Below are 26,542 nucleotides of genomic sequence, written 5' to 3'. Positions count from 1 at the left end.
ATTATTCTGCATTATTCTCAAAGCGTGAGGTATTTGTGCATGTCAGAGAGGTTTGGGACAATATGAGCATGCCGCATGAAGATTCTCCAACGTTGTCAGAAGTAACAGAAATATTTCCTTGGGCCCGCACACAGGTCAATGTGGGCTTTCTTTCTGCGCGTTCGGCGGTTAAAAATCTTCGTATAGGCCAGCGCCACTTCACGGTGGGTTGGTTGCATGATCCACTTCACATGCCCAAGCATCGTACCGCTTTAGGCATCTTCTTGACGAAAAAAAATTTTGTACCCGTGGCGGTCATTGATGATCACGCGCATGTGTATGAAACGGGACGTTATGATGCCGATGTATCGGGTAGCGAGCCGCGCGTGCAGCTGGCCAGCGAAGGGCAAGGCGAAGTATATGCGTATCGTTTTTTGCGCCAAACGCTTGATCAGAAGAATTCTTCCTTACTACCCGTACAACACGGAGCCGTGGTGGCACGCAGTGAAGATGGTCAGCTCAGGTGGCTGTCTTCATGGATGGAGTCCAATCATCGCTACACTTTCGAGCAGTTGCGTTCTCCCAGCCTGAGTAAGAGTGAAACGGCCAATGTGGAGTACCGTACCGCTATGACTCTGGCGTACTTTGCCATTTACGCGCAACCCACGCTGGCTATGGATACCGTGAATGTCATCGGATTTGGCACCTCCAATATTTACCGTCGTGTGCGCAACCAGGCACCGTTAAGTGCTATACGTACGAGCGTGGACGACATCGAAAAGGCACGCAAGGCAGGGCTGAAAATTTCGGGTCTGGAAGAGTATTTCATCAATACGATGCGTGAAACGGGAGCTATGGAACGCACGCCACAGCTGGAAGCACGCCATGGTCAGGAAAATCTTGAATTGATGACCAATCCGAAGTCGCATTTGTATTATTTGCATTCTCGAAATGGTGTGGATTTTGATTCCGCGTTGAAAACCATGCGCATTGAAACGAATTTAAACCGCTTTAGTGCTATGAGTAGCGTCATCGAAAATAATTATCATTACGATTTCACACCTACCGAAGATGCCATCACGCTGGCAGACGTGGCCCGGTTAAGCGATGAATTGCTGGAAAATCCGGCTTTCGACGCGCTGAGTACCCTGGACACGAATGGGGTAGATGATCCAGACTCTATCCCTGCGTTACGCTATCCCAGCATGGGTGAGGATGCCACACAGGAAACCTCTTTCTCATCGCACTGGTTGGGACAATTTTATGCGCAGGCAAGGCGCGCACATGCACACTCGGCGGGGCCGCTGAGCTTAGACAATATTACGCACGTAAATGCCGTGTATCCTATGGTTAAAGCGGCACGTGAAACCGCATACCAGGTGGCGAAAAACACCTTCCCTTATGATTCTTCGGACGAGGTGGATAAGAATCACGGCGCCCCACACAGTCAATGGGTGTACCGCCGTGCATTAGCAAAGCTCATTACGCATTTGCGTTTGCCATTGCGTAGCGATATCGATTTTCGCGCCGATGTGCAACATTCGGGCGCTACCGTCATCGACTTTACGAGCACGGCATCCACTGTTATGCCGCTGCGACGTTTCGATACGCACAAGAGCGAATGGGTGGATATTTCTTCGACAGAACGCGCCCAAATGAGCGCACGCTACAATCTGCGTGTGGGTATTATTCTCGCCGCTTTGGCCTTTGGCGCCAGCGACAATATCCGTGAGGTTGCCGTGCGCATCGATAATTTAGATGGTTCGCAGGATATCGAAGAACGCGATCCTACGATGTATGCCTTGCTCATGCGAGCCTTAGACAAAATGGGTATGGATAGCTCCTCTGTAGTGTCCTCGGCAGCTGATGAACGCAAAACCTCCACTGGTACCGGCGCTGAGGAGAGCCTTACTGCTCCGTCTGCTCCGTCCTTCGACGGCGAGCAGGGCAGTGATTCCGCGCCATCTGCTGCTGCGCAATCCCCAGTTTCACAGGCGAGGAGCCCGCGCGGTACAAACAACTCCGGTGAAGCTACCAACGACAATGATACCTTTATGGATATCATGAAGTCTGCGAATTTCAGTCAAGACCAGCTGGACGCATTCCATTCGTATAATGCACAGCCTACGGATGAGGAAGTGAACGCCTTATTTGATGAGGTCACACGCGAGGATAGTGAGGCAGATTTTGATCCTGCATCGGCTTCCGGTGCGCAGCCGCGTGTCAGCGTCATGTCGGGACCTGGATCGGATCCTTTGGAACTCATCCGACGTACAGCGCTCAACAACACCGTGGCAGCCGTGATTTTTGAACGCCAGAAATTCCTGGAATTACTGAAAAAACAAGGGTTGGAAGATCCATACTCCTTCTACACAGCCTTCCAAGGCAATGCGATTGATGCAGATGCTGAGGGTATTTTGCATCCACTACAGACGAGCATGGATTTGCGCGATGCATACTTCACACCAGAGGCTGCCCTAGATGAGCCGGAAAGTTCGCACGCCACTTTCAGCGGAATCACCGCATCTACGCTAAAGAGCACACAAGCGCGTGATTTGTCCATTCAACGCTCCGATGTGCTGGAAAGGGCGCAGGAAGATATTTCGTACCTCGCCACGGCCGAAGAGTTGAGCGTGCCTGAACGTGCGCAGAAAATCGCGGCGTACATCGATAATCTCAATGATCCCGAGCTCAACAATTACAAGGATACCTATATCCGCAACGTCATCGACGGTATGCCGATAGACCGCGCTCGCTTTACGCTGGCGCAAGAACTGGAGGAGGCGCGCAATAAATCGCGCGAGACCTTTGTCTCGGGCAATCCACAAGAGGCGCTGTCCATGATTGAGGAACGCTTAGAAAACCTCGACAGCGTTTTCAAAGCCTCCGGGCGTGTGCCTCGCTACTTCAATTCCTACGCCGAACGCGTGGTGTATAACCAGCTCTTTGCGTCTTCAGAGGAGAAAGTGGTGCTCGTGCCGGACAACCTCTTCCAAACGCATATGGAAATGGCGGAGGTTTACTCCCATTTGGGGCAGCGTGAGGCTGCCATGCGTCATCTGAACACGGCCGTCTCTTATGCGCCGGCATATCCGTTGCCACATATTTTGCTGGCCGTTATGTTGGCCGAGAGTCAAGATTGGGAATCCTCCTTTGCGGCCGCGAGCAATGCTTTGCGTGTGGCTTTGGACAAGGATGATGCTGCATTTGCATACTATCGCATGGCTTTTGCCGCCTGGATGCAAGATAATTTCGAAATTGCAGCAGCCTGCTACATTATGAGCATTCGCATCGGGGAGCAGACCATCCCACACGCCCGCTACGAGCTGGAGGAGCTGTGGGATAGAGCGCGTTCGCAGGACATCGATTTGCCGTCCACCTTCGATGAGGCAACCGATGCTTTGACCTATTTCGACATTGATTTCTGGCCTTTTACGCCGGCGGCCGTGTCGATGAATGTGAGCGCACCCCTTGTCGTGGATAACAACCAATTCGTGGCAGGCCGCACCTTAGCTGCGGCGGCTGCACGCATTAAATCTGCCGAGCAGTCTATGTTTGAAGACTCTACTGATTTTGACAATATCGTTGAACTCCAATTCTTGAGGTCGCTCAATGCCTAATATTCAAGATAGTTTTAACTTCGATACCGATAACTCCTCTGCGGAGGAAATTTCGAGGGCTACCGACAGCGCGCCGAGTGTGCGTGAACTGCCGTGGTGGGATGCGCTCGAATACACCGATGCCAGCGCACTGTCCCTAAATGCTGCCGATGTAGCAGAGCTTGCCGCCGAAGATGCGGCGCGGGCCTGGGCAAAGGTGGCGGCATGGGTAGAATCCGATCAAATTGCCTACTATATCAACGATGCACCACAGTCCTCTGACGCTGCCTATGATGCGCGCATGGAATTCCTCAAACGGTTGGAGGTCCAGTTCCCCTTCTTGGATACGGAGCAAAGTCCAACCCATCGTGTGGGCGGGAATTTTTCACAGGACTTCGCCTCGGTGCAGCATCCTTCGCGCATGTTCAGTTTGGACGATGTGTTTAGCATTGGTCAGTTGGAAAGCTGGTATGAAGGCGTTAAAAAACAGCTAGAACTGGCGTCTCACGAGGAATTGCCGATGACCTGCGAGGTAAAAATCGATGGTCTTGCGCTCAATCTTATTTACCGCCATGGCGTGCTCGAGCAGGGATTGACGCGCGGCGATGGCGTGGTAGGTGAGGATATCACCGCCAATGTGCGCACGATTTCCAATATTCCACAAAATCTGGGGGGCGATGCTGAGGATATTCCTGAAATGGTGGAAATTCGCGGCGAAGTTTTTATGCGTTTCGACGATTTTGAAGAGCTCAATCGCGAAAATGAGCGCCATGGGCGTCCGCTGTTTGCAAATCCTCGCAATGCCGCAGCCGGCTCTTTGCGCCAAAAGGATCCGGCTATAACTGCGCGCCGCAGACTGTGTTTTTATGCGCATGGTTTAGGCATTTTGCAATGGCCGGAGAATTCCACACATCATGCCACGGTGGAGAGCCAAGATGAGGCTTACGAGCTGTATACCACGTGGAATATTCCTGTGTCTTCTCACAATCGACTTGTGCGTTCTTTCCGCGAAATTACGGACATGATCGATTATTACGAGGAGCATCGCTACGATATTGAGCATGCCTTGGATGGCATCGTGGTCAAGGTGGATGAGCGTAGGTTGCAAGAGCAGCTGGGTGCCACGTCGAGAGCACCGCGTTGGGCAATTGCCTACAAATACCCGCCAGAAGAGGTCAATACGGAGCTGCTCGATATTACGGTTCAAGTGGGGCGTACGGGACGTGTAACCCCTGTGGCGCAGTTAAAACCCGTGCGTGTGGCAGGTTCTACCATTTCTCGTGCCACCTTGCATAATCCGTCCGAGGTGGAATTCAAAGGTGTCAAAATTGGCGATATCGTGGTGGTGCGCAAGGCGGGAGATGTAATTCCGGAAATTGTGGGACCTGTGCTCTCCGCCCGGAAGGGGCGCGACGACCAGTTGCATGACTTTGTCATGCCGACGGTGTGCCCAAGCTGTGGCACGCCTATTGCGCCAGAAAAAGAGGGGGATAAGGATATCCGCTGCCCAAATGCCGAATCCTGCCCTGCTCAGCTGACACAGCGCATTATTAAATTGGCAGGGCGTGAGGCCTTTGACATCGATTTTTTGGGTGATCAGATTGCTGCGGCTTTGGCAAATCCAGAATTGGATAGACCTGCTACGGTGGATATTTATGCCCCGGAATTATCTAAAATCGAGCTCGTAGAAGATGAGGAATTGGACGCATATGTGCCACCCGAAGGTCTGACTCTTCCGCCAGAGCAAACGCCGGTCGTGCAAAGCCTCGCAGATATTTTCTCTTTGACGGCAGAAAAACTGCGCGCTGTGCGCGTATGGCGTGAAATACCGGTAGTGCGCATTACGCGGTATACCGATCCAGACACGGGCAAAAAGCGTACTCAGCGCAAAACGATTGGCGGATCCGGCGTGTGGCATCAGGTGCCAATTTTCTACAATGCACCTAAAAAAGGCCAAGAAGCTGAACCGGCTCGCGCCACCTTGGCTATTCTCGATCAGCTCAGTCATGCCTCTGAAGTGGATATGTGGAGGGTACTAGTGGCCTTGTCGATTCGTCACATAGGCGGTCCGAATGCGCGCAATTTAGCGGAGCATTATCCTTCTTTGCCATCTTTTGCTGGAGTGTCGAGAGAAGAACTGGTAAACATTGAAGGCGTGGGTGAAACCCTAGCCGATTCCGTATATTCGTGGATGTCGCAGCTGGGCAATACTGCCGATTGGCGAGGCAGGATTTTGCAGGCGTGGATGGACGCGGGCGTTGGTATGCGCACGCAGGAGAAGGAACAGCTCGATCAGACATTGGCAGGCTTAACCATTGTGGTGACGGGTTCCTTGGAGGGCTACACTCGCGAAAGCATCAAAGAAACCATTGTTGCGCATGGTGGCAAGGCCTCCGGATCGGTAAGTGGCAAGACGTCCTACGTTGTAGTTGGCAATGAGCCGGGAGCTTCGAAGGTGACGAAGGCGGAAAGCCTGGGCATCGCGATGATTAATGCAGACCAGTTTGCGCAGCTTTTAGACACGGGACAGATTGAGGAATGACGGAAGAACGCATAGCTCGCGATATTTATGCTCGATTAACAGGTGTTATTGATCCAGAATTGGGTAAATCTATTACTCAATTAGGCATGGTGACGGGCGTAAAAGTTGAAAATCTGCACGACGACACATTTCTCGTTCATATCGATATCGAACTGACGGTGCCGCAGTGTCCGCTGTCCCAGGTGATTCGTGAGCGTATCGAACAGGCCGTGTCCACATACCCGGATGCCACGCTGGAATTAGAGCTGGCCGTGGGGTCGATGGATGAGAAGAAACTGGGGGGCCTCGTGGCGCAGCTCAAGGCAGAGCGTCGTGAAAACCCGTTCCACAAGCCCGGCGTAAAAACGCGCATTTTTGCCGTAGCTTCCGGCAAGGGCGGCGTGGGCAAATCCAGCGTGACGGCAAATTTGGCGGCAACGTTTGCGGCTGAAGGTTACGATACGGCCGTCATCGATGCGGATATTTATGGTTTTTCTATGCCAAAACTCATGGGCGCATCACAGTCTCCTACAAATCTCAATGGCATGCTCATGCCTGTGGAAGCTTGGGGTACTAAGCTCATGTCGATTGGCATGTTTGCGGGCTCCGATAAGGCCATTTTGTGGCGTGGTCCGCGCTTGCAGCGTTCTCTCGAGCAGTTCCTCTCCGATGTGTGGTGGGGAGAGCCGGATGTGCTGCTCATCGATATGGCTCCGGGCACGGGAGATATGGCGATTTCTGTGGCGCAGGCTTTGCCAAATGCGGAACTCATCGTTGTCACCACGCCTCAACCGTCGGCATCAGACATCGCTGTGCGCGCTGGGTTGGTCGCCCTGCAAGTGCCTATGGATGTGGCTGGTGTGGTAGAAAACATGTCGTGGTACGACCATGCGGGCGAAAGACTGCGCATTTTTGGCGAGGGCGGAGGCCAGCGTGTGGCGGACCAGCTCTCTGAGCAGCTTCACGAAAAGCTTGGTCATGATGTGCCTTTGATGGCGCACATACCTTTGGAACCGCCTATACGTGAGGTTGCCGAGGCCGGCAGGCCAGCCGTGCTGGATGCAGATGGGAAACTTGCGGATTCTGAGCTTGCGCGCACCTTTAGTTCTATCGTGCACGCACTCATGTCCGCAAAACCACACACTACAGCGCCAAGCAGCACAGCTGAGTAATACGATGGCAGATTATATCGCAGGGTGGCAAGAGCATCCAGGAAACGCTACAGTTTACGACATGGCGCATGTCGCACCACTCAAGACTCCAGAAACTGCAGTGCACAAGGGTTGTCGACTTTTCGCGCTCGGTTCTTCGGTGACCTGGGGTTATGCCTCGGGTGGTCAGGCGGTAGGAGAGTACCTCGCTCAACGATTCGGGTGGAGTCTGACGAAGGATGCCGTGAACGGTACCTGCATAGCAAGCAAAGATCCACAATCTTATCTTCATCGTCTCCAGCAGCATTCTCACAGCACGGATCAGCCAGATCTTTTCCTCGTGCAATTATCCACGAATGATGCGCATCAGGGTTTTTCGCCAGAAGAAACAACTCACGCGCTCGCACTTATCCTGGATTATATAGCTCAAGAATGGGCTGTGCCGGTGTATGTGTACACTTCCACACGATTTGACAGCGAAGCATACGATCGTATGGTCGAAGCTGCCCGTGGCTTGGCACAACAGCGTACCGATGTAACGATAATCGATTTATGGCACAATAAAACATTGAATGCGGCCACGGATGCGGACAAGTCTTTGTACATGATGGATAGCATTCATCCCACGCGCGCAGGATACGCGAGATGGTGGGGGCCAGAAATGGAAAAGGCTTTTCTTCGCTCACATTCTGCAAAGAAAAGCCTATTGGCATAGAAAACAGGCGTGTGCCTGCCTAGTTCGCACTCATAAACTGCTGAATTTTCAGCAATACAGACATCGCCGCAATTTCACTGACTTCATGCCCAGCACCTTCGACGGACATAAGCTCCGCATGAGGGAAGGTTTGCGCCGCTGCTTCGCTATAACTTACCGGCACCATATCATCCGCAGTGCCGTGAATAATCAGCACATTGCCGGAGTATGCCCGTTGGGCCGCAGATACATCGGTATTTAACGCAGAGGCGATATATGCTTTGCTGACACTTTGCCCTTGGTAGCTAACAATATCCGGTAATTGCTCAGCATCCGTGTATCCCAGCTGCTCCATATCACTTCTGACCACATCAGGCACATTAAAGGCAGGTGCCAACAAAACCATAGCCTTCACATCCGCTGGTCGCTCCGCCGCCACCAGTGAACTAATCAAGCCACCATGACTAACGCCGCCCAAATACACATGATTCGTATCCACAAACGACTGAGACCTCCAGTAACTGAGCACGGCATTCAAATCCGCCTTTTCCGTATCCAGAGTCATATTCATCATGTCGGTATCGCCACTGCGCGTGGTCGTCGAACCGCCATAAAAATCGAAGGAATACACCATGTACCCCTGCGTTGCTACCTGCTGAGCCACAGGATTCAAGACATCGGAATTCATGTTTAAACCCGGAGACAGGATAACTAAGGGTAGCTGTAAGGATTCATAATTTGAAGGTGCTACAAAAGTGCCGTACAGATCCATATCATCATGGTTGACATGCAGTTCTTTGGTAATCACATTGGATTTATCGGCTTTGAGTAGCTGTGTCGTTTTGCTGATCTGCTGACCCGTGTTTTTACTGAAAATATCTGGGAACAGTGTGGTAATTGCAAAATACCCGCCTGCGGCAACTGCAACTAGAGCAAGCAGAAGAATAATAAATGTGCGAATTTTCTTAGCCATATCAGTCTCCATTATAAAAGAAAGCCTTCTGTGGAACAATGTTTGACCACAGAAGGCTTACTTATGTCTAGAATTTCAGACTTAAATATGGAAGTACAGCTGATACTCCAAAGGCGTTGGCTGCAAGCGAGCAGCATCGATTTCCTGCTTCTTCAAATCGATCCATGTTTCGATCAAATCTTCCGTGAAGACGTTGCCCGCGGTGAGGAAGTCATGATCTTCTTCCAAAGCCTTCAAAGCTTCATCGAGGGAAGCAGGCACGGTCTTAATGCCCACCATCTCTTCTGGAGGAAGCTCGTACAAATCCTTATCCACTGGCGCAGGTGGCTCGATGCGGTTCAAAATACCGTCCAAACCAGCCATGAGCTGAGCGGAGAAGGCCAAGAATGGGTTGGAGCTTGGATCTGGAGCGCGGAACTCGATGCGCTTTGCTGCAGGAGATGTACCTGCCAGAGGAATGCGGATAGCTGCAGAGCGGTTGCGAGCCGAGTACACCAAGTTGATTGGAGCCTCATAGCCTGGAACCAAGCGCTTGTAAGAGTTCAGAGATGGGTTGGTGAAAGCCAAAACAGCATCAGCGTGCTTGATCAAACCGCCGATGTACCAGCGTGCCAAATCGGACAAACCGCCATAACCGTTCTCATCGTAGAACAATGGCTTACCATCCTTCCACAAGGACTGATGGCAGTGCATACCCGTACCGTTGTCGTCTGCAATTGGTTTTGGCATAAAGGTTGCAGCCTTGCCCATCTGAGCGGCGGTGTTGTGTACCACGTACTTGAACTTCATCAAGTCATCACCCGCGTGCATCAAGGTGTTGTAACGGTAGTTAATTTCCTGCTGACCTGCGCCACCTACTTCGTGGTGAGAACGCTCCAGTGTCAAACCTACCTTCTGCAGGTTGTACACCATCTCGTCGCGCAAATCTGCGGACTGATCCAGAGGTGGCACTGGGAAGTAGCCACGCTTTGGTTGATTCTTGAAACCAATGTTTGGTGTGCCATCCAGATTTGTTTGAGCGCCAGAATTCCAGCCCGCCTCATCCGAATCTACCTCATAGAAAGAGGTGCGCATGGAGTTTTCGAAACGTACCTTATCAAAGACGAAGAACTCAGCTTCTGGTGCGAAAGAAGCCGTATCAGCAATGCCAGTGGACTTCAAATACGCCTCCGCCTTAGCGGCCACCTGGCGAGGATCGCGAGAATAAGCCTCATCGGTAATTGGATCCACGATAGAGAATGCCACATTCAAGGTCTTATGCTTGCGGAAAGGATCTACATAAGCGGTGGATACATCCGGGATTAGCTTCATATCAGATTCGTTAATTGCCTGGAATCCCTGCACAGAGGAGCCATCAAAAGGCAGGCCATCTGTAAATGCGTTATCCAAGAATTCGTCAACTGGCACATTAAAGTGCTGCTGTACGCCGATTAAATCCGTGAATCGTACTGAAACGTATTCGATGCCCTCGGTGTTGATGAGAGCTTCTACATCTTCCTTTGTAGAAAGAGCCATAAGACCATACCTTCTTTGTGCTGAAATATTCATTGGTTTGAATACTTATCTATTCTAAAGGAGGGCATTACCTAAAAAGAACGTTTAGGTTACAACTATGTAACAAGCTTCTTCATTAATTCTTAAATATTTTATAGAACAGGGTAGGGCAGTGCCGCCTTTGCATGCTGTGTGCGAGTATAAAAAAGTCGGTGATTGCACAAACAATCACCGACGAAAAGTAGTTACAGCCTTATTAACGATTTTAAAGACTTTAACGACCGCGCATAGCACGACGGCTTTGATGCTGAGCTGCGCGCGGATCGATGCCTGCAGGCATACCGATGCCGCCCATACGCTCCAGCGTGCGCAAACGACCATTCAAATGATTCAACTCATCACTAGTCAGTGGGTGCTTGTAACGCTTACGCATTTCACGGCTCAGCTTTGTCAAAGGCACCTGACCTTCTTCATCGCCTGTGTTAATCGTGATAATGCGGATTTCAGAGCCCTGAGTAACGCGACGAATCTTCGCTTTCTCTGCCTCGATAGCCTTAGCCACGCGCTTGGTAGGTCCCTCGGATACCAAGTACACACCATACAAGCTGGTGCCGCGCCAAATCATGTCTTTCGTGCGAGGATCCACCCATACTGGCTGCTCGGAGAAGGTATACACGCGCTTGCTTAGGGATTGCAACACAGCACCCGCAGCGCCAGGATTACCTTGGATACGGCGATACCCCACGGTTTCGCTGCGGCGAGAGAGCACGAAGGTGGCGGCCAGCAGGCCCACCATGAAGGCGAGGATGACGACCATAATCCACGTAAACCAGCCGATGTTAAATGGCAAAGCCAGCAGAATAATCAGCACAAAAGGTACGACAAAAGCGCCGATCAGCCACCACGTTACCTGAGGATCATCTTGACGGGTAAAATCATACAGTTGCTTCATTTGACGCAACATATTATTGCGCCTTGGCTTTGTTTCTTCTGCCATAGCTTGACTATTTCTCCTCCGTGGAAAACAGTGACGTCATATACGTCCCAAATCTTTTAGCCATCATACTGTATCGAGACGAAAAAGGCACTTTTGTGCTTGCTTTCACACAGTTTATTTGTTTGAGAGTGCTATTTTAATCAGGACACAAAAGTGCTAGCACATCCCTCCAAAGGAATCTGCTAGCACGGTGCGGTATGCGGTTATTTAGCGCACATTCAGTGGTCGACCATCTGCCTTGAGTAGGCTTTCACCCAAGGTTTCGCTCAAGGTAGGGTGAGCAAATAATGCCTGAGCAGCATCGCTGAGTGGAATGCGATTTTGGATAATTTCACGGGCCGCCCCCGCGATTTCCGAGGCCTGTGGGCCAGCCATGTGCACGCCGATGACCAGACGCTTAGCCTCGCCTTCCTCAGACTTTTCGTCAGATTTTCCCTCATCCTTGCGAGCCAGCGCGGAAACGACAACCGTCGTACCATTCGAGCCCAGCATAGCCACGCGAGGATTGGACAGCTGTGGCACCACTGTTTCTTCTACGCCCTCGAAACCTGCGTCCTCGGCTGCCTTGGTGGTGTATCCGATAGACACGGCATCAATCATGCCGTATACCACCTGCGGAATGGTCATAGGGTCGACTGGTTTTGCAGGCTTCCCAGCTATGGTTTGCGAAACAGTCAAGGCCTGTTCAAAAGCCTCATGGGCCAGTAAATGACCATCGGTAATATCACCCACAGCCCACACATTGTCCAAATTAGTGCGGCCATAAGCATCGGTGACCACGAATCCGCGATTATTGAGCTCCACACCGGATGTTTCAAACCACGGTGCAGTCGTATGAGGAGAACGCCCAATAGCGGCGAGCACGAAATCAGCAGGAATGGATTTTTCGGTAACCTCCCCATTCTTTGGATTGGTAACACTGTACGTCACTTCTCCCTCGGCTGCGGAAATAATAGAGCTGTGCGTTTCAAAATTCACGCCATTGCGCTTCATCGTGCGCATCACTGTGGAGCTGACATGCGCATCCCAACGAGACAAAGGCACGTCTTTACGAAGCAAAACCGTCACCTTCGTACCGAGCGCATTCCAGAAAGTGGCGAATTCTAAGGCAATAGCACCTGCGCCCACAATAACGACGTTCTCCGGATACGTGTCGATATCCAGAGCCTCATCCGAGGACAGTACGGGAACTTTCCGGGCGGCAATGGCATCGCGCACTTCATCCTGGGTACCTGAGAAGAATGCTAGCTGGGGAAGTGGGGTAGCGTGAGAACCCGTGGCGAGCACAATATGCTCTGCAGTGAGCTCTCGTGTGGTGTCCCCATCGGTGACCTTGACCTTGTGAGCTTCTACAAGACTGCCCTCACCATGGATCACATCCACTGTACGCGCCTTCAGCAGCTGGGACAGGCCTTTTACCACGCCTGAAACCGTTTTATCCTTTGCTTCCTTGAGCTTTGGCATGTCTATGGCATTCACCGAAACATCCAAGCCCCACACACTCGCGCGGTGCGCATCGTGCAGTGTATGCGCCGCGGTGAGATAGGCTTTTGTTGGTATGCAACCACGGTTCAAGCAGGTGCCGCCCACGACGTCACGCATCTCGATGACAGCGGTATTGAGTCCTAAATCGCTTGCGCGCAAAGCTGTGGCATATCCGCCAGGACCAGAGCCGATAACAATCACATCATAATCAAAAGTCATACCTCAATTTTACGTGCTCAGCCCATGAAAATGCGGTTGGCTAGCGCAGAGCGCAAAGCAGTGAAATGGGAATAAATATCCCACACACAGAATTAATAATTGTTTACATTATTTGAAGACAGAATTATAGAGATGTCTTCTGCGTACACATATATACACAAAAACCCGCAATACTTCTTCATATTGCGGGTTTAATTGTTTGTTCTTTACTTGCGTACGATGTATGGCTTACTTTGGCCATTCGCCATGCTTGCTTGTACGTGGCTTTGGCAAACGCCAGCGACGCACCTGCATGGCACGACTCCACGCGTAATAACCCGAGCGCATACCGCGAGCCACAGAACGTTCCCCGAATTTCTCAATCAGCTTCTTCTTTAAACCGCGCCACATAATCCAACTGTCGATAATAATGGCAAACAGATAGACATACATGCCCACGAGGATGTAAAGAGAAAGACGTGGAGCCAAGTAGCTAGCGGCCACTGCCACCAAGAGCAATACGACCACGACAATCATGAAATACTCGCCTAAATTATGCCGTGCATCCACATAATCGCGGATGTAGACGCGCCAAGGGAGCTGCTCACTGCGAGGCATCTTGCGCAAATCGCCACTGCGCATGGCCTCATACTCTGTATTTTCGCGCTCGCGTCGGCGGGCTGTTTCAGCCTTGCGCTGAGCCTTGCGATCCTTAGGAGCCAAAGGGGTTAAACGTGCATTTTCTGCGTCACGGCGCTTGGGGGTTGGGCGACCTTTGCCCACAGAAGCGCCTTCGCGTGTTTCTTCCGTGCTATCTGATGACTGGTCAGACTTCTCTGAACGATTAAATGGGTTCCACTTCATTCTTTAAGGTTATGTAAAAGTATCGACTCTCTGCATTAAAGTCATAATTAATACGTATTACCGCAGGAATGAGGAAGGGAGCTCATGGTCCAGCTATCAGTTGAGGAGATTCGTTCTCGAGTAGAGTCCGATTGGAATCGCGTCGTCGATGTCCTGTCGCAGAAAATTGCTTTAGGTGCCGTCTCTGCTAAGGGCATTACGGGCGATCATATGAAGGCGTCGGCTCAGTTCGTGGCAGAAGAGATGCGTGCGCAAGGCGTGGATGCGCGTGTGGTGCAGTCCACGAATCCAGATGGAAGCGCCGGTGCATGGGAGGTTATCGGTTCTAAGATTGTCGATCCACAGGCTCCCACCGTTTTGCTTTATGCGCACCATGATGTGCAGCCGGTGCCGGATGAGAGCCAGTGGGAAACTCCAGCATTCACGGCCACGGTAAAGGATGATCGTCTGTACGGTCGTGGCGCTGCGGATGATGGTGGCGGCATTGCTATTCATTCCGGTGCTTTGCACGCGTTGGGGGAAGATTTGGGCGTCAATATTCGTATCTTCATCGAGGGTGAAGAGGAAATGGGCTCTCCAAGCTTTATTCCTTTTATCGAGAAGCACAAGGATGAGTTCGAATCCGACATTATTATTGTGGCAGATTCCGGTAACTGGTCCGATACAACTCCAAGCTTGACTACCTCCTTGCGCGGTAATACCGATATGGATGTGGAAGTTCGCGTGTTGGGACATCCTGTGCACTCTGGTCAGTTCGGCGGTCCAATTTTGGATGCCAACACCTTGTCAGCCCTGCTGATCGCATCCATGTACGACGAAAATGGCGACTTGGCCGTTGAAGGCGTGGATAGTGAAGAGCCAATTGGCGGTTTGCAGCGCGATATGGATGAGGCCACTGTACGCCGCGATGCGGCGGTGGTGGAGAGCTACTCCTTTGCTGGTACAGGATCGCTGGCTTCCCGTTTGTGGACTAAGCCAAGCGTCAGCGTTATCGGTTTCGATGCACACCCGGTCGAAGGCTCCTTTAATGTGATTGCGGACAGTGCACGTTTCCGTCTGTCCTTACGCACGTCGCCTCATCAGAATCCTGCTGAGGCGCAGAAGGCACTTGCAGACTTCCTCGTAGCACATGCACCATTTGGCGCAGAGGTGAAAGTCACGTTGGGTGAGAACGGCCAAGGCTGGGCCATGGATCCCGACTCTACGGCTGTACACGTTGCCGAAAAAGCTATGGCAGATGCCTTTGAAACGCAGCCGATTAATAAGGGTGAGGGCGGATCTATTCCATTCATTCCTGAGTTGCAGCGCATTTTCCCATCTGCTCAGGTTTTGGTCACCGGTCCGGAAGATCCAAAGGCCAATGCCCATTCGCCAAACGAGTCCATCAGTTTGTCTGCATTGAAGAACAATGTCATTGCAGAGGCCTTGATGCTTCAGTCTTTGGCTCAGCAAGCAAAGTAGACTCAGTAGTTACCGTAATGTAGCAGTTGCTGGCATTGCGCGCGGTTGGCAGGTTCGAAACTTGGCATGTGCGAAACTGTGCATTAAGTCTTAAGAATGTGTATGGAATTCGCGCGCGTCGCAGGTCTGGACCCAAATAAAACGGACAAAAACAAAACGCTGGTGTGAATATCATGTGCGATATTCACACCAGTTTGTATACTCAGCATATGACACGGGTGCTGTGCTCGCGCAGAAGAGTGAGTAGAGCTGAGATACGGATTTTTATAAATCCTGACCGATTGAACGTATACCGGGTAATGCCGGCGCACGGACGTCATTCAACCCGTGCCTCACGTACATCACGGGGATGTACTGATGACCATCAGATCATAGGAGGCACTTATGAACTCTTCTTCAACTGTTTCAGTTTCTGCTCCAGCCACACGTAGCCTGAAATGGCGCGTTGTAGATATCACAGTGGCAAGCGTTATCGCTGTAGCAAGCTCTCTTATTTATTGGCTTTTCGCCGTGGCCTATGGACCATTGTCCTTCTTGGACGCCATCGTGCCGGGACTTTTGGGTCTTATTAACGGTTTCTGGCTTTTCGCAGCGACTTTGGCCTTGATTATTGTGCGCAAGCCCGGTGCCGCTATTTATGCAGAGGTTGTAGCAGCTATTATTGAGTCATTGCTGGGTAATTCTTGGGGTGGAAGCGCCACTTTCCTGACAGGTTTGGCACAAGGTGTAGCAGCGGAAATCGTCTTTGCCGTCGTGATGTACAAGGTATGGAACATGTGGATTACCGTCATTTCCGGCGCGGTTTCCGGCGTGGCTTGCTGGGCATACACATTCTTTACGAATTTGCAGGCCATCGATTGGAATGGTCCTTACGGTGGCATTAATTTGATTACCACCATAATTTCTGGAGCAGTCGTTGCGGGCGTCTTCACCTGGTGGCTATATATCGGTATTGCGCGTACCGGTGCTTTGGATCACTTTGAATCCGGTCGCGATATCCGCACAGCAGCAAATAAGGCGAACGATAAGGCGAATGCTTAAGTGGGATCACAAGTAGAAATCACACATTGGTCCTATCGTTACCCGCTCAATGAAAATTGGGCTGTACACGATATGAACCTTTCCGTGACGGCTGGTGAGAAGGTTTTGCTCACTGGTCGCTCCGGCTGGGGCAAAAGTACCTTGCTGCATGGCATTGCGGGGATTCTGGGTGATGCCGAGGACGGCGGACTTATGCAGGGCAGCATTACGATTGATGGTGTGCCGGCATTACAGTCGCGCGGTCGTGTCGGGCTTATTATGCAAGACCCGGATAGCCAAATTATTTTTGCCCGCGTTTTCGATAATGCAACTTTTGGTGCAGAAAATCTGGGCGTGCCGCGGGAGGAAATTATTGCGCGTGCACAGGATGCCTTGGAAACCGTGGATATTGACCGTGAGCACGGCATCGAGCCAAACCGTTTAGCGCAGCGCCTTTCGGGTGGGCAAGTGCAACGCCTCACCGTCGCTAGCCTGATGACCATGCAGCCAGACGTCATCGTCTGTGATGAGCCCACCGCAAATCTCGATCCGGAGGGCATCGAAAGAGTTGTGCAGTCCATTTCCGACGCAGCAGAGGAAACGGGCGCAACGCTCATCATCGTGGACCATAATGCCGATGTGTGGCTACCTATTATTACCCGTCATATAGTGCTCCATGACGATGCGCAGCAGGCCTATGCGGAAAATGAGGCACTCGATTATGCGCCACAGCATCCTGCAGGAGAGGTGGCCCTGACCGCAGAAAATTTGTGTTTCGGTTATGAGGGCGAGAAGATTTCTCATCCCTTTTCCGCAGAATTTAGGCTGGGTACCATTACCGCGTTGACCGGCGTAAATGGCGCGGGGAAGACCACACTATCCTTGACGCTCGCGGGCTTACTTCCACTGATAAGCGGTGAGATGAAGGTAAGCGATGTGGTGCGCGCGGAGGCTGCCAGTGCATTGCCTTCCGAGTGGAGTAGCCAGGAGCTGGCTCAGCGCATCCAGTACGTATTCCAAAATCCGGAGCATCAATTTGTGACGAGCACGGTCATAGATGAGATGGCCAGTGCGTTGCGCATCAGTCATGCTCATATGGAGGATGCTCAACTGCGTGATCTGGCGCAGCAGCGTCTGGAGTACTACGATCTGGCTGAACAAAAAAATCAGAATCCATACTCGCTATCGGGCGGTCAGAAGCGCAGACTTACAGTGGCGTGTGCCATTGAATCAAAACCGAGTATTTTGATTGTGGACGAACCAACCTACGGTCAAGATCCACGCACGTGGCGCAGCCTTCTCACCATGTTTGCGCAGCTACGCGATAGTGGCACCTGCATCATTATGGTGACGCATGATCGCGCCTTCATTCGGTGTTTGGGTGCGCGTGAACTGGTAATAGAAGCCAAGCCTGCAGAAAATGCCGCGAAGGATGTGCGCGTAGAAAGCGAGTCACGATTCGTGGCTGCGCTGAATCCTATGACGCGTTTATTTGCCGGCATTTTCATTGGTTTGCCACTTATTGCATCCTTGGATATCGTGTCCTCCAGTGTGGCGTTAATGGCTGAACTCGTGCTGGCATTTATGCTTGGTTTCAAGCCCATCACACTGGCGAAGTACACGTGGCCTATCATGATTGGTGCTGCCGGATCCTTTGTAACGGTCATGATTTACAACGCACAGCATGACTGGACTTTGGCGCTGGCTACCGCTTTGCGTGTCCTTGCTATGGGCGTGCCGGCCATCGCTCTCGTTATGCGCATGGATCCTACGGATTTGGCGGACGCCTTTGTACAAAAGTTGAAACTATCGGATCGTTTCGTCTATGCGGCACTAGCAGGTTTCCGCTTGTTACCGTTGCTGAAAGTCGATTTGGAATCCATTCATCAAGCGCGCACCATTCGCGGCCTGCGTCCACAGTCTTGGTGGCGTAAATGGTCGAATGACGCCTTGAGCTTGCTGGTCTTAGCCATTCGTCGTTCTACGACGCTGTCACTTGTTATGCAAGCAAGAGGTTTTGGCTCGGATCATAAGCGTACCAACGTTCGCATCTCCACGATGGGGACTACGGACACGCTAGCTTTCGTTATTAGCATTCTCATCCCTGTTATATCGCTCCTTGTAGCGTATTATGGAGGAACGTTAAATCTCTTTGGGAATCTGATATAGAAAGCGGTTTATTCATGCCCCTGCATCGCGATGTTATGGATAATGTAAAAGCCTCTCGCGTTCGTTCTGTTGCTGAACTGGCCTCACACAAGGCGAGAAAGAAAACCGGGCTCTTCTTAGCCGAAGGGCCGCAGTCCGTGCGAGAAGCTTTGCATTATGCCAGCGAATTTATTCGCGATATCTATGTCGTTCAAGATTTTGCGCAGTCTTCGGTGCTAGGTGCATTAGTGGATGACGCTATCCATCAGGACATTTACGTCCATGCCGCAAGCCGCGCGGTTATGGACGCTATGAGCAAGGATTGTCAAGGAATTCTTGCCGTTGTGCGCAGTGAATCCGTGCAGTTTTCTGCGCACAACATTTCCCTCCATCCGGGTGCGCTAAGTGCGGCCTTCTGGGAATTGCGTGATCCGGGCAATGCCGGCACGATTATCCGTGCAGCGGATGCCTCGGGTTGTGCGGCTGTCATTCTTGTTGATGAATGCGTAGATATTACCAATCCGAAGGTGGTACGCTCCACAGCAGGATCCCTATTCCATATTCCTACCGTGAAAATGAGCCAAGCAGAATTCTTCGACTGGGCTCGAGAAAATAACACCATCGTCACTGCCGCAGATGTGTACGGGACGGAGAAAACACCCGTATCTGCGTGGAATCACGTCGTAGATAACTTAGACTTTAGCAAGGCTCATACCATTTTATTTGGCAACGAGGCACGAGGATTAAACAGTACTACGGTGGACCGTTGTGATCAGGCTGCTGTTATTCCTCTTTACGGCAAAGCAGAGTCCTTAAATGTAGCTATGAGTGCATCCATTATGCTCTACACCTTCGCCATGCGCGTGCATTAAGCGACATGCGCATCTATTTCGCAGAAAATTTCTGGTTGAGCATATCGTTGAGCATAACGGCAATCGTGTAGACCTTGTCTCTGTGCTTCACTTTTTACTCGGACAAAGCGCAGGTGAAATAGGCATGGGCATACATTTGGAGTAATGGAAGAAGAAGTGAGATAACGAGGTAGTTGTACTCCCACAATTAGGTAATATCTTAAAGTCTAAGCCAAAAGGAAAAATGGCATACAGACTTGTTCTTAGGGGAAGGTAAGCAAATTGACTGATGACATTCAGTTCGATGCCCAGCATGTGCAAGAGACAGTGGCACAAGGCATCGAAAAGCTCAAGACTATTGAGACGATTGAAGATTTGCGCGCGTTACGCAACGAGTACGCAGGCGGAAGCTCTGTGCTCGCTCATGCCAGCAAAGCAATTGGCGCTCTTGCGGCTGAACACAAGAAGGAAGCCGGTAAAATCGTCGGCAAGCTGCGTGCAGATTTTGGTCGTGCCTTTGCCGCCCGTGAAGAAGCTATTAAAGCACATCTTGAGAAAATTGCTTTGGCAGCTGAAACGGTGGATATGACTCAGCCCGTGCGCCGCAACCCTATTGGCGCACGCCATCCTCTTCCAAAGCTGCTTGAAGATGTCGAGGACTTCTTTGTATCTATGGGCTGGCAGATTGCTGAAGGACCAGAAGTAGAAACCGAGTGGCACGACTTCGATGCTCTCAACTTCGGTCCGGACCATCCTGCTCGTCAAATGCAAGATACCTTCTATATTAAGGGCAATCAGGCAAAGGATTCCGCCGGATTTGTGGGATCCAACATGGTTATGCGCACGCACACCTCTCCGGTACAAGCGCGCTCCTTGCTGTCTCGCGGGGTGCCACTGTATATTGCCTGCCCGGGTCGCGTGTTTAGAACGGATGAGCTGGATACCACGCACACGCCTGTATTCCACCAGTGCGAAGCTTTGGCCGTGGATAAGGGCTTGACCATGGCTGATTTGAAGGGCGTTTTGGACAAGCTCGCCGTGGCCATGTTTGGACCTGAAGCGAAGACGCGTTTGCGCCCAAGCTACTTCCCATTTACGGAACCAAGTGCGGAAATGGATTTGTGGTTCCCAGATAAGAAGGGCGGTCCAGGTTGGATTGAGTGGGGTGGCTGCGGTATGGTCAACCCGAATGTTTTGCGCTCTGCGGGTATCGATCCAGATGTCTACTCGGGATTCGCCTTTGGTGTGGGCATGGAGCGTACCTTGCTTCTGCGCCACGATATTAACGATATGCATGATTTGGTTGAAGGCGATGTGCGATTCAGCCAGCAGTTTGCGATGGGAGAGTAAGAATGCCATTAATTGATATGAATTGGTTGCGCGACCACGTAGCTGTACCTGCTGAAGAAACTTACGAGCAGCTTGCTGCGGATTTGGTCAAAGTGGGCTTGGAAGAGGAAGAAATTCACACCTCTCAAGTCACCGGCCCTATCGTGGTGGGTTATGTCGTCGACCTCACACCAGAACCACAGAAAAATGGCAAAATTATCAACTGGTGCCATATCGATGTGGGTGAGCACAATGTCCTCGATGAGGATGGCAACAAGGTGCCACGTGGCATCATTTGTGGTGCGCCAAATATCAAAGCCGGCGAAAAGGTAGTCGTCACCCTGCCGGGCGCAGTGCTTCCGGGCGATTTCAAAATCGAGCCACGTAAGACCTATGGTCATATTTCAGACGGCATGTGTGCCTCCGAGCGCGAACTAGGCTTGGGTTCCGACCATAATGGCATTATCTTGCTGCGCCATTACGGCCTGAGCCCAGAGCAGTACGAAGCTTTGGTTCCAGGTCAGGATGCTATGGAATTGCTGGGCTTACACGAATCCACTTTGGAAATTAACATCACACCAGACCGCGGTTATGCCTTCTCCTATCGTGGTGTTGCGCGCGAATTCCATCATTCTACAGGTGCACAATTCACGGATGTGGTCAGCACATATGCAGCCAAAGCTGCACAGTATGAGGCCAGTGAAGCTGGCGATGTGCAGGTTATTATCGACGATAATAACCCAATTCACGGCGTTTTGGGGTGTGACCGTTACTACGCGCAGACCATCACGGATGTGGATGCCATGGCCAGTTCCTCTCATCAGATGCGCCAGCGTTTGCTGCGCGCCGGCATGCGTCCAATTTCCGCAGCAGTGGATGTGACAAATTACGTCATGCTCGATGTGGGACAGCCTTTGCATGCCTATGATTTGGACAAGATTGAGCAGCCAATCGTCATTCGCCGAGCACGCAACGGCGAAACGCTCACCACGCTCGATGGCAAAGAGCACGAGCTGGTAGACGAGGATTTGCTTATTACAGATTCGCCAGAAGGCAAGCAAGGCTCACGTATTCTGGGCTTGGCAGGCGTGATGGGTGGACTTTATGGTGAAGTCACGGCCGATACGAAGAATATTCTGATTGAGTCCGCACACTTCGACCAGATTTCGATTGCGCGCTCTGCACGTCGCCATAAGATTCCATCGGAAGCCAGTCGTCGTTTCGAGCGTGGCGTAGATACTCAGCTCCAGGCTGCTGCTGCAACGGAAGCCATTGAGCTGTTGACACAGTTGTGCGGCGGTCAGGTGAGCGAAAAGCCTACAGATATCAACCGCACACAAGATCCAGCCGCAGTGGAATTCCCAACGTCTGAAGTTCAGCGTCTCACAGGGCTGGAGACGAGCGAAGAGCGCATTCGTGAAATTCTTGAAGACATCGGCTGCACGGTAGAAGACCAAAACAACGGTATTTTCCATGTCACCGCACCATCGTGGCGCCCAGACATTTCCGAACCATGCGATTTGGTGGAGGAAGTGGCACGCCTCGTAGGCTATGACCAGATTGCAGTAACGGTGCCTGCCGTACCAGCATCGAGCACCTCAGGTCTTACAGATTCACAGCTGCGTCGTCGCCAGGTAGCAGATACTTTGGCGGAGTACGGCTTGACAGAAACCATAAGCTATCCATTTGTGGGCGAGGCGGATTTCCATGATTTTGCCATTGGTGAGCAGCAGGTTCTGCCTGTGAGCGTAGAGTTGGAAAATCCGCTGGCAGGCGACCGCCCATATTTGCGCCGTGAAATTATGCTGACCTTGATGCGTACCGTACAGCGCAATATTCGCCGCGGCAATTTGCAGTCCAGCTCGTACGAAATTGGGCACGTTTTTGAGTGGGATCCTCAGGCTCCTGCTATTCCTGCATTGCCCGGCGGTGTGCGTCCTACAGACGAACAGTTGGCTGCCTTGGATGCCGGATTGCCTCATCAGCCTCTGCACGTAGCTGCTATTTTCACGGGTCAAGTGCAAGAAACGGGTTGGATGGGTGAAAAGCGTACAGCTGATTGGACAGATGCTGTAGAAGCGGTGACACGCATTTCCGAACGTCTCGCAGCACACTTCAGCTTGCATCAGATCACCGGTGAAGACGTGGAGCCTACGTGGCATCCGGGTCGTTTTGCGCAGATTATGGTTGGCGACGAAGTTGTAGGAAAGGTGGGCGAAATTCATCCACGTGTGAATGAAGAGCTCGGCCTGCCCGCGCATAGTGCTGCCTTTGAAATGGACTTAGATCGCGTATTTGATCTTGTAGAATACCAGCCACTTCAGGCCAAACCAGTATCCACATATCCACCAGTACACCAAGACTTTGCATTCATCGTGGATAATTCCATGACTGCGGCTCGCATGAGCGACGTCATCGAGAAGGCAGCCGGTGAGATGCTTGAATCCATCGAACTCTTCGATGTGTTCAAGGATAGAAGCATTGGTAGCGATAAGAAGTCTTTGGCTTATTCTGTAAGTTTCCGTGCACCAGACCGCACACTGAGTGCGGAGGATACCGATGAAATTCGTGCCCACATTATCGATGCTGCACAGGCTGTAGGAGCCGTGCTGCGCGCATAAGTAAGGGAAGGGGATAGTCCTATGACAGATGAGAATTCACAAGTAAACGAGCAGGCAGCACATCCTAGCAAGAATCGAGATGATGCACCTCAGCAACCCACTTATGGCCGTCTTGCATCCGATTTTCCTCATTGGGATCCTTATGTTTATGGCAAGCCGGAAATTGCAGAGGCCATAGAGCAGCCACCCAGGTCGAAGCGCGCACAGCAAAATCCTGCACAGTCTGTGACCATTTCGGGTACTCCAACGCAAACTGATGGGAATGCTACTCAAAACGGCGCTCAGGGCAATGCGAATTCTACCAATCCATTTGCATCGGGACCACGTTTTTACGACAGCAACGGAAATCCGGTTAAAGACCCGTTTGAGGTCTTCGACTTTGATCCAAATGATCCCAAGAAGAATCCGATGTACAATCGGTGGGATTTTTATGCCATCATTGCCTTTATCGGGGCTTTCTTCGCCCAGACCACGTTGCTCTCCTTATTCCTCGCATTTTTGTCTTTGAGAAGAACGAAGGCTTTGCATATGAAGGGTCGCACGTTGGCGATTATTGCCATCGTTTTGTGCGTTCTTCAAATTGCCCTTTATGCGTATCTTGTGTATGCGGGCATGACAGAAGCAGAGTTTTTGAAGAATGTGCTGGATTGGTTGCAGGCAAATCTTCCTCAGGCTGCATAAATTATTTCTGAGCATATGGTGAATATGCACAGTGTTGAAAAAGCTGGCGTGTCGAACGTCAGCTTTTCTTTTGCTTGAAATACCGTGAATTTAACGTGTTCATCATGTGACATGGAGATGACGTCTGTCGAGTCATATATGCATAATTATACATAAACATGAATAAGTAGGTGTGATTATGCAAAGTGATGAAACTCATCCAATCCTGAGCGTAGCCGTGGTAGGAGCTACGGGATATGCGGGAGGCGAAGCGGTGCGCATCCTTGCAACGCACCCTTATTTTCGCGTGACTACGGTAGCAGGGCGCTCTTCTGTGGGACATAAATTCGGCGAGTATGCGCCGCATATTCCACAGCTTTCTGAACTTGTGGTGCAAGACACCACTCCTGAGCATTTGAATGGTCACGATGTGGTAATTCTTGCTTTGCCGCACGGTGCATCCGGAAAAATCGCTGAGCAACTCTCCGATGTCCAGGTTATCGTGGATTTGGGCGCAGATCACAGACTGGAAAGCGCAGCAGACTGGGATGCCTTTTATGGTGGAGATTTCTACGAGCCATGGGTATATGGCATGCCGGAGCTCCTCACTTCTGCTATAGATGCGCATATCAGTTCTGATACGAAACTCACATTCCAGCGAAACAATCTGATCGGGGCTACGCGCATTGCGGGCCCTGGGTGCAATGTGACAGCGACGACATTGGCTTTCCAGCCGGCTATTAGCGCAGGATTAGTGGACACGAACATTACTGCCAACCTCGTCGTAGGATATTCGGGAGCTGGTAAGAATCTGGGGCGCATCAACCTGCTGGCGGCGCAAGCGCTGGGCTCCGCTACTGCATATGCTGTGGGTGGCAAGCATAGGCATATTCCTGAGATTAAGCAGAATTTTACGCATGCCGCAGGCGTGTCGGTAGATCACGCATCGGAATTCAGTCTCGGTTTTACGCCAGTGCTGGCACCTATGTCCCGTGGTATTTTCGCCACAGTCAGTGCACCTTTATCCGATCAAGGTTGGGCATTGAGCGATGATGATATTCGTCAGGTATACGAGCAGGTGTATAAGAATCAGTCCTTCATACATCTGCTTCCACAGGGTATGATTCCTGCTACCGCAGATGTTGTGGGGTCAAATAGTGCTCAGCTTCAGGTCGCTGTAGACCGCAATGCGGGCCTATTATATGCTTTCTGTGCTATCGATAATCTCAATCGAGGCACGGCCGGTCAAGCCATTGAATCTTTGAATATCGCCTTGGGTCTTCCTGAAGATGCCGGGCTTACAACGATTGGAGTAGCACCATGAGCGTAGTTTTTGCTCAAGGATTTTCCACCGCCGGTGTGCGTGGAGGTATTTCAGCAATCGAGGGGAAGAAAGACCTCGCACTGGTGGTCAACAACGGCCCCTTAGATGTGGCGGCAGGTGTTTTCACTTCGAATCGTTTTGCGGCTGCTCCAGTACAGTATTCGAGGAAAATTGTCTCCACGGGCCATGCGCGTGCCATTGTCATCAATTCTGGAGGTGCAAATGCATGCACGGGAGCAGAAGGTCTCCAGCAGAGCGAAAAAACCGCACAGTTCGCTGCTGAGAAATTGGGCGTCGCTGAAGATTCTGTGTTGGTGGCGTCGACGGGTCTTATTGGCGAGTTACTGCCTTTAGAGGCTGTTTTTCAGGGCATCGAAAAGGCTGCAGCCGAATTAGCTCAGGATGAGCAGGCGGGGCACAATGCGGCGGAAGCTATAATGACCACGGACACCAAACCGAAGACTGTCGAAATTCAAGCGACGGGTTTCAAGGTTGGCGGGATGGTGAAGGGCTCCGGCATGATTGCTCCTCAGCTTGCCACCATGATCAGCGTGATTACTACAGATGCTGTCGTCAGTCCAGAATTGGCTCAGACAGCCTTGAAAAAGGCGACTTCCCAAAGCTTCGACTGCATCGATGTGGATGGATGCATGTCTACGAATGACACGGTGTTATTACTCGCTTCGGGTGCTAGTGGAGTAGAAGCGGATGAGCAGGAGTTTGAGGGCGTTATCGCTCAGGCCTGTGCACGCCTCGCCCGCCAAATCATCGGCGACGGAGAAGGCTCCTCTCACGACATTCGCATACGCGTAACGGGAGCACAGGATTATGAGGGGGCGCTGGCTTGTGCTCGTGCCGTGGCAGCGTCGAACCTCCTGAAATGTGCAATTTATGGTAATGATCCAAACTGGGGTCGTGTGGTTTCTTCCTTAGGCACTGTTCCAGCGTCTGTGGCAGAATTCCATCCGGATAATGTAAGTGTGGATATCAATGGTATACGAGTATGTGATGGCGGCAAACCTGGCCAAAGCCGAGAGCTCGTATCCATGGCCGAAAGAGAGGTTCATATCGATATCGACCTCGGCACCGGTTCACACGAGCAAGCAACCGTATGGACGGATGATTTAACGCTGGATTATGTGCATATTAACGCAGATTATGAATCGTAGGCAT

18 protein-coding genes are annotated in these 26,542 nt (G+C 51.4%); 13 read left to right on the top strand and 5 right to left on the bottom strand.

Annotation, left to right across the window (positions count from 1 at the left end; all coding sequences use genetic code 11):
- Nucleotides 1–68 precede the first annotated feature (68 nt).
- From D570_RS0103670 to D570_RS08415, 4 genes are read left to right on the top strand one after another with little or no spacing between them, the layout of a single operon-like run.
- Entirely contained in the window at nt 69–3,599 is a 3,531-nt protein-coding gene (locus D570_RS0103670) for a tetratricopeptide repeat protein (RefSeq protein ID WP_156812230.1), read from the top strand.
- Nucleotides 3,592–6,120, top strand: a complete 2,529-nt coding sequence (gene ligA, locus D570_RS0103665; RefSeq protein WP_018143048.1) for an NAD-dependent DNA ligase LigA — start codon at nt 3,592–3,594, stop codon at nt 6,118–6,120. The genes D570_RS0103670 and ligA overlap by 8 nt, the downstream gene beginning before the upstream one ends.
- Nucleotides 6,117–7,271 (top strand): Mrp/NBP35 family ATP-binding protein, encoded by a 1,155-nt coding sequence (locus D570_RS0103660; RefSeq protein WP_018143047.1) that lies wholly within the window; start codon nt 6,117–6,119, stop codon nt 7,269–7,271. Before ligA ends, D570_RS0103660 begins: the two co-directional genes overlap by 4 nt.
- Nucleotides 7,272–7,275: 4 nt before the next feature.
- The gene (locus D570_RS08415) at nt 7,276–7,965 is read left to right on the top strand and encodes an SGNH/GDSL hydrolase family protein (protein WP_018143046.1); all 690 of its coding nucleotides are present in this window, start codon (nt 7,276–7,278) and stop codon (nt 7,963–7,965) included.
- A 19-nt stretch (nt 7,966–7,984) separates the two neighbouring features.
- On the opposite strand, the gene D570_RS08410 is transcribed toward D570_RS08415, so the two are convergent.
- The 5 genes from D570_RS08410 to D570_RS0103630 all read right to left on the bottom strand — a co-directional run bounded on the left by D570_RS08410 (nt 7,985) and on the right by D570_RS0103630 (nt 13,955).
- A complete protein-coding gene (locus D570_RS08410) occupies nt 7,985–8,917 on the bottom strand; it encodes an alpha/beta hydrolase family protein (RefSeq protein WP_018143045.1) in 933 nt (310 codons plus the stop codon).
- Between the two features lie 81 nt (nt 8,918–8,998).
- Nucleotides 8,999–10,432: a type I glutamate--ammonia ligase gene (gene glnA / locus D570_RS0103645; protein ID WP_018143044.1), complete on the bottom strand. Its 1,434-nt coding sequence runs from the start codon at nt 10,430–10,432 to the stop codon at nt 8,999–9,001.
- A gap of 253 nt (nt 10,433–10,685) precedes the next feature.
- On the bottom strand, nt 10,686–11,408 hold the full coding sequence (locus tag D570_RS0103640) for a DUF4191 domain-containing protein (RefSeq protein ID WP_018143043.1): 723 nt from the start codon (nt 11,406–11,408) through the stop codon (nt 10,686–10,688).
- A gap of 207 nt (nt 11,409–11,615) precedes the next feature.
- Nucleotides 11,616–13,112: a dihydrolipoyl dehydrogenase family protein gene (locus tag D570_RS0103635; protein ID WP_018143042.1), complete on the bottom strand. Its 1,497-nt coding sequence runs from the start codon at nt 13,110–13,112 to the stop codon at nt 11,616–11,618.
- A 228-nt stretch (nt 13,113–13,340) separates the two neighbouring features.
- Nucleotides 13,341–13,955 (bottom strand): DUF3043 domain-containing protein, encoded by a 615-nt coding sequence (locus D570_RS0103630; RefSeq protein WP_018143041.1) that lies wholly within the window; start codon nt 13,953–13,955, stop codon nt 13,341–13,343.
- A gap of 84 nt (nt 13,956–14,039) precedes the next feature.
- Here D570_RS0103630 and D570_RS0103625 point away from each other — a divergent pair, with 84 nt between their 5' ends.
- From D570_RS0103625 to argJ, 9 genes are all read left to right on the top strand, one after another.
- Entirely contained in the window at nt 14,040–15,416 is a 1,377-nt protein-coding gene (locus D570_RS0103625) for a dipeptidase (RefSeq protein ID WP_018143040.1), read from the top strand.
- A 384-nt stretch (nt 15,417–15,800) separates the two neighbouring features.
- Nucleotides 15,801–16,457, top strand: coding sequence for an ECF transporter S component (locus D570_RS0103620; protein WP_018143039.1), 657 nt, complete (start codon nt 15,801–15,803; stop codon nt 16,455–16,457).
- Nucleotides 16,458–18,605 carry an ATP-binding cassette domain-containing protein gene (locus D570_RS09055; RefSeq protein WP_018143038.1) on the top strand — a complete coding sequence of 716 codons (2,148 nt, stop codon included), beginning with the start codon at nt 16,458–16,460 and terminating at the stop codon, nt 18,603–18,605.
- A 35-nt stretch (nt 18,606–18,640) separates the two neighbouring features.
- A complete protein-coding gene (locus D570_RS0103610; protein WP_245531862.1) occupies nt 18,641–19,456 on the top strand; it encodes a TrmH family RNA methyltransferase in 816 nt (271 codons plus the stop codon).
- 273 nt (nt 19,457–19,729) lie between these two features.
- Nucleotides 19,730–20,785 (top strand): phenylalanine--tRNA ligase subunit alpha, encoded by a 1,056-nt coding sequence (gene pheS / locus D570_RS0103605; protein WP_026181845.1) that lies wholly within the window; start codon nt 19,730–19,732, stop codon nt 20,783–20,785.
- Nucleotides 20,786–20,787: 2 nt separating this feature from the next.
- Entirely contained in the window at nt 20,788–23,385 is a 2,598-nt protein-coding gene (pheT, locus tag D570_RS0103600; protein ID WP_018143035.1) for a phenylalanine--tRNA ligase subunit beta, read from the top strand.
- A 21-nt stretch (nt 23,386–23,406) separates the two neighbouring features.
- A complete protein-coding gene (locus D570_RS0103595) occupies nt 23,407–24,066 on the top strand; it encodes a hypothetical protein (RefSeq protein ID WP_018143034.1) in 660 nt (219 codons plus the stop codon).
- 178 nt (nt 24,067–24,244) lie between these two features.
- The gene (locus tag D570_RS0103590; protein ID WP_018143033.1) at nt 24,245–25,369 is read left to right on the top strand and encodes an N-acetyl-gamma-glutamyl-phosphate reductase; all 1,125 of its coding nucleotides are present in this window, start codon (nt 24,245–24,247) and stop codon (nt 25,367–25,369) included.
- A complete protein-coding gene (argJ, locus tag D570_RS0103585) occupies nt 25,366–26,538 on the top strand; it encodes a bifunctional glutamate N-acetyltransferase/amino-acid acetyltransferase ArgJ (protein WP_018143032.1) in 1,173 nt (390 codons plus the stop codon). Before D570_RS0103590 ends, argJ begins: the two co-directional genes overlap by 4 nt.
- The last annotated feature ends 4 nt before the right edge of the window (nt 26,539–26,542 follow it).

Source organism: Alloscardovia criceti DSM 17774, from assembly GCF_000376885.1.
Lineage (GTDB): Bacteria > Actinomycetota > Actinomycetes > Actinomycetales > Bifidobacteriaceae > Alloscardovia > Alloscardovia criceti.
The sequence above is the reverse complement of the archived record's forward strand: the minus strand, read 5'-3'. Positions and strand labels throughout refer to the sequence as shown.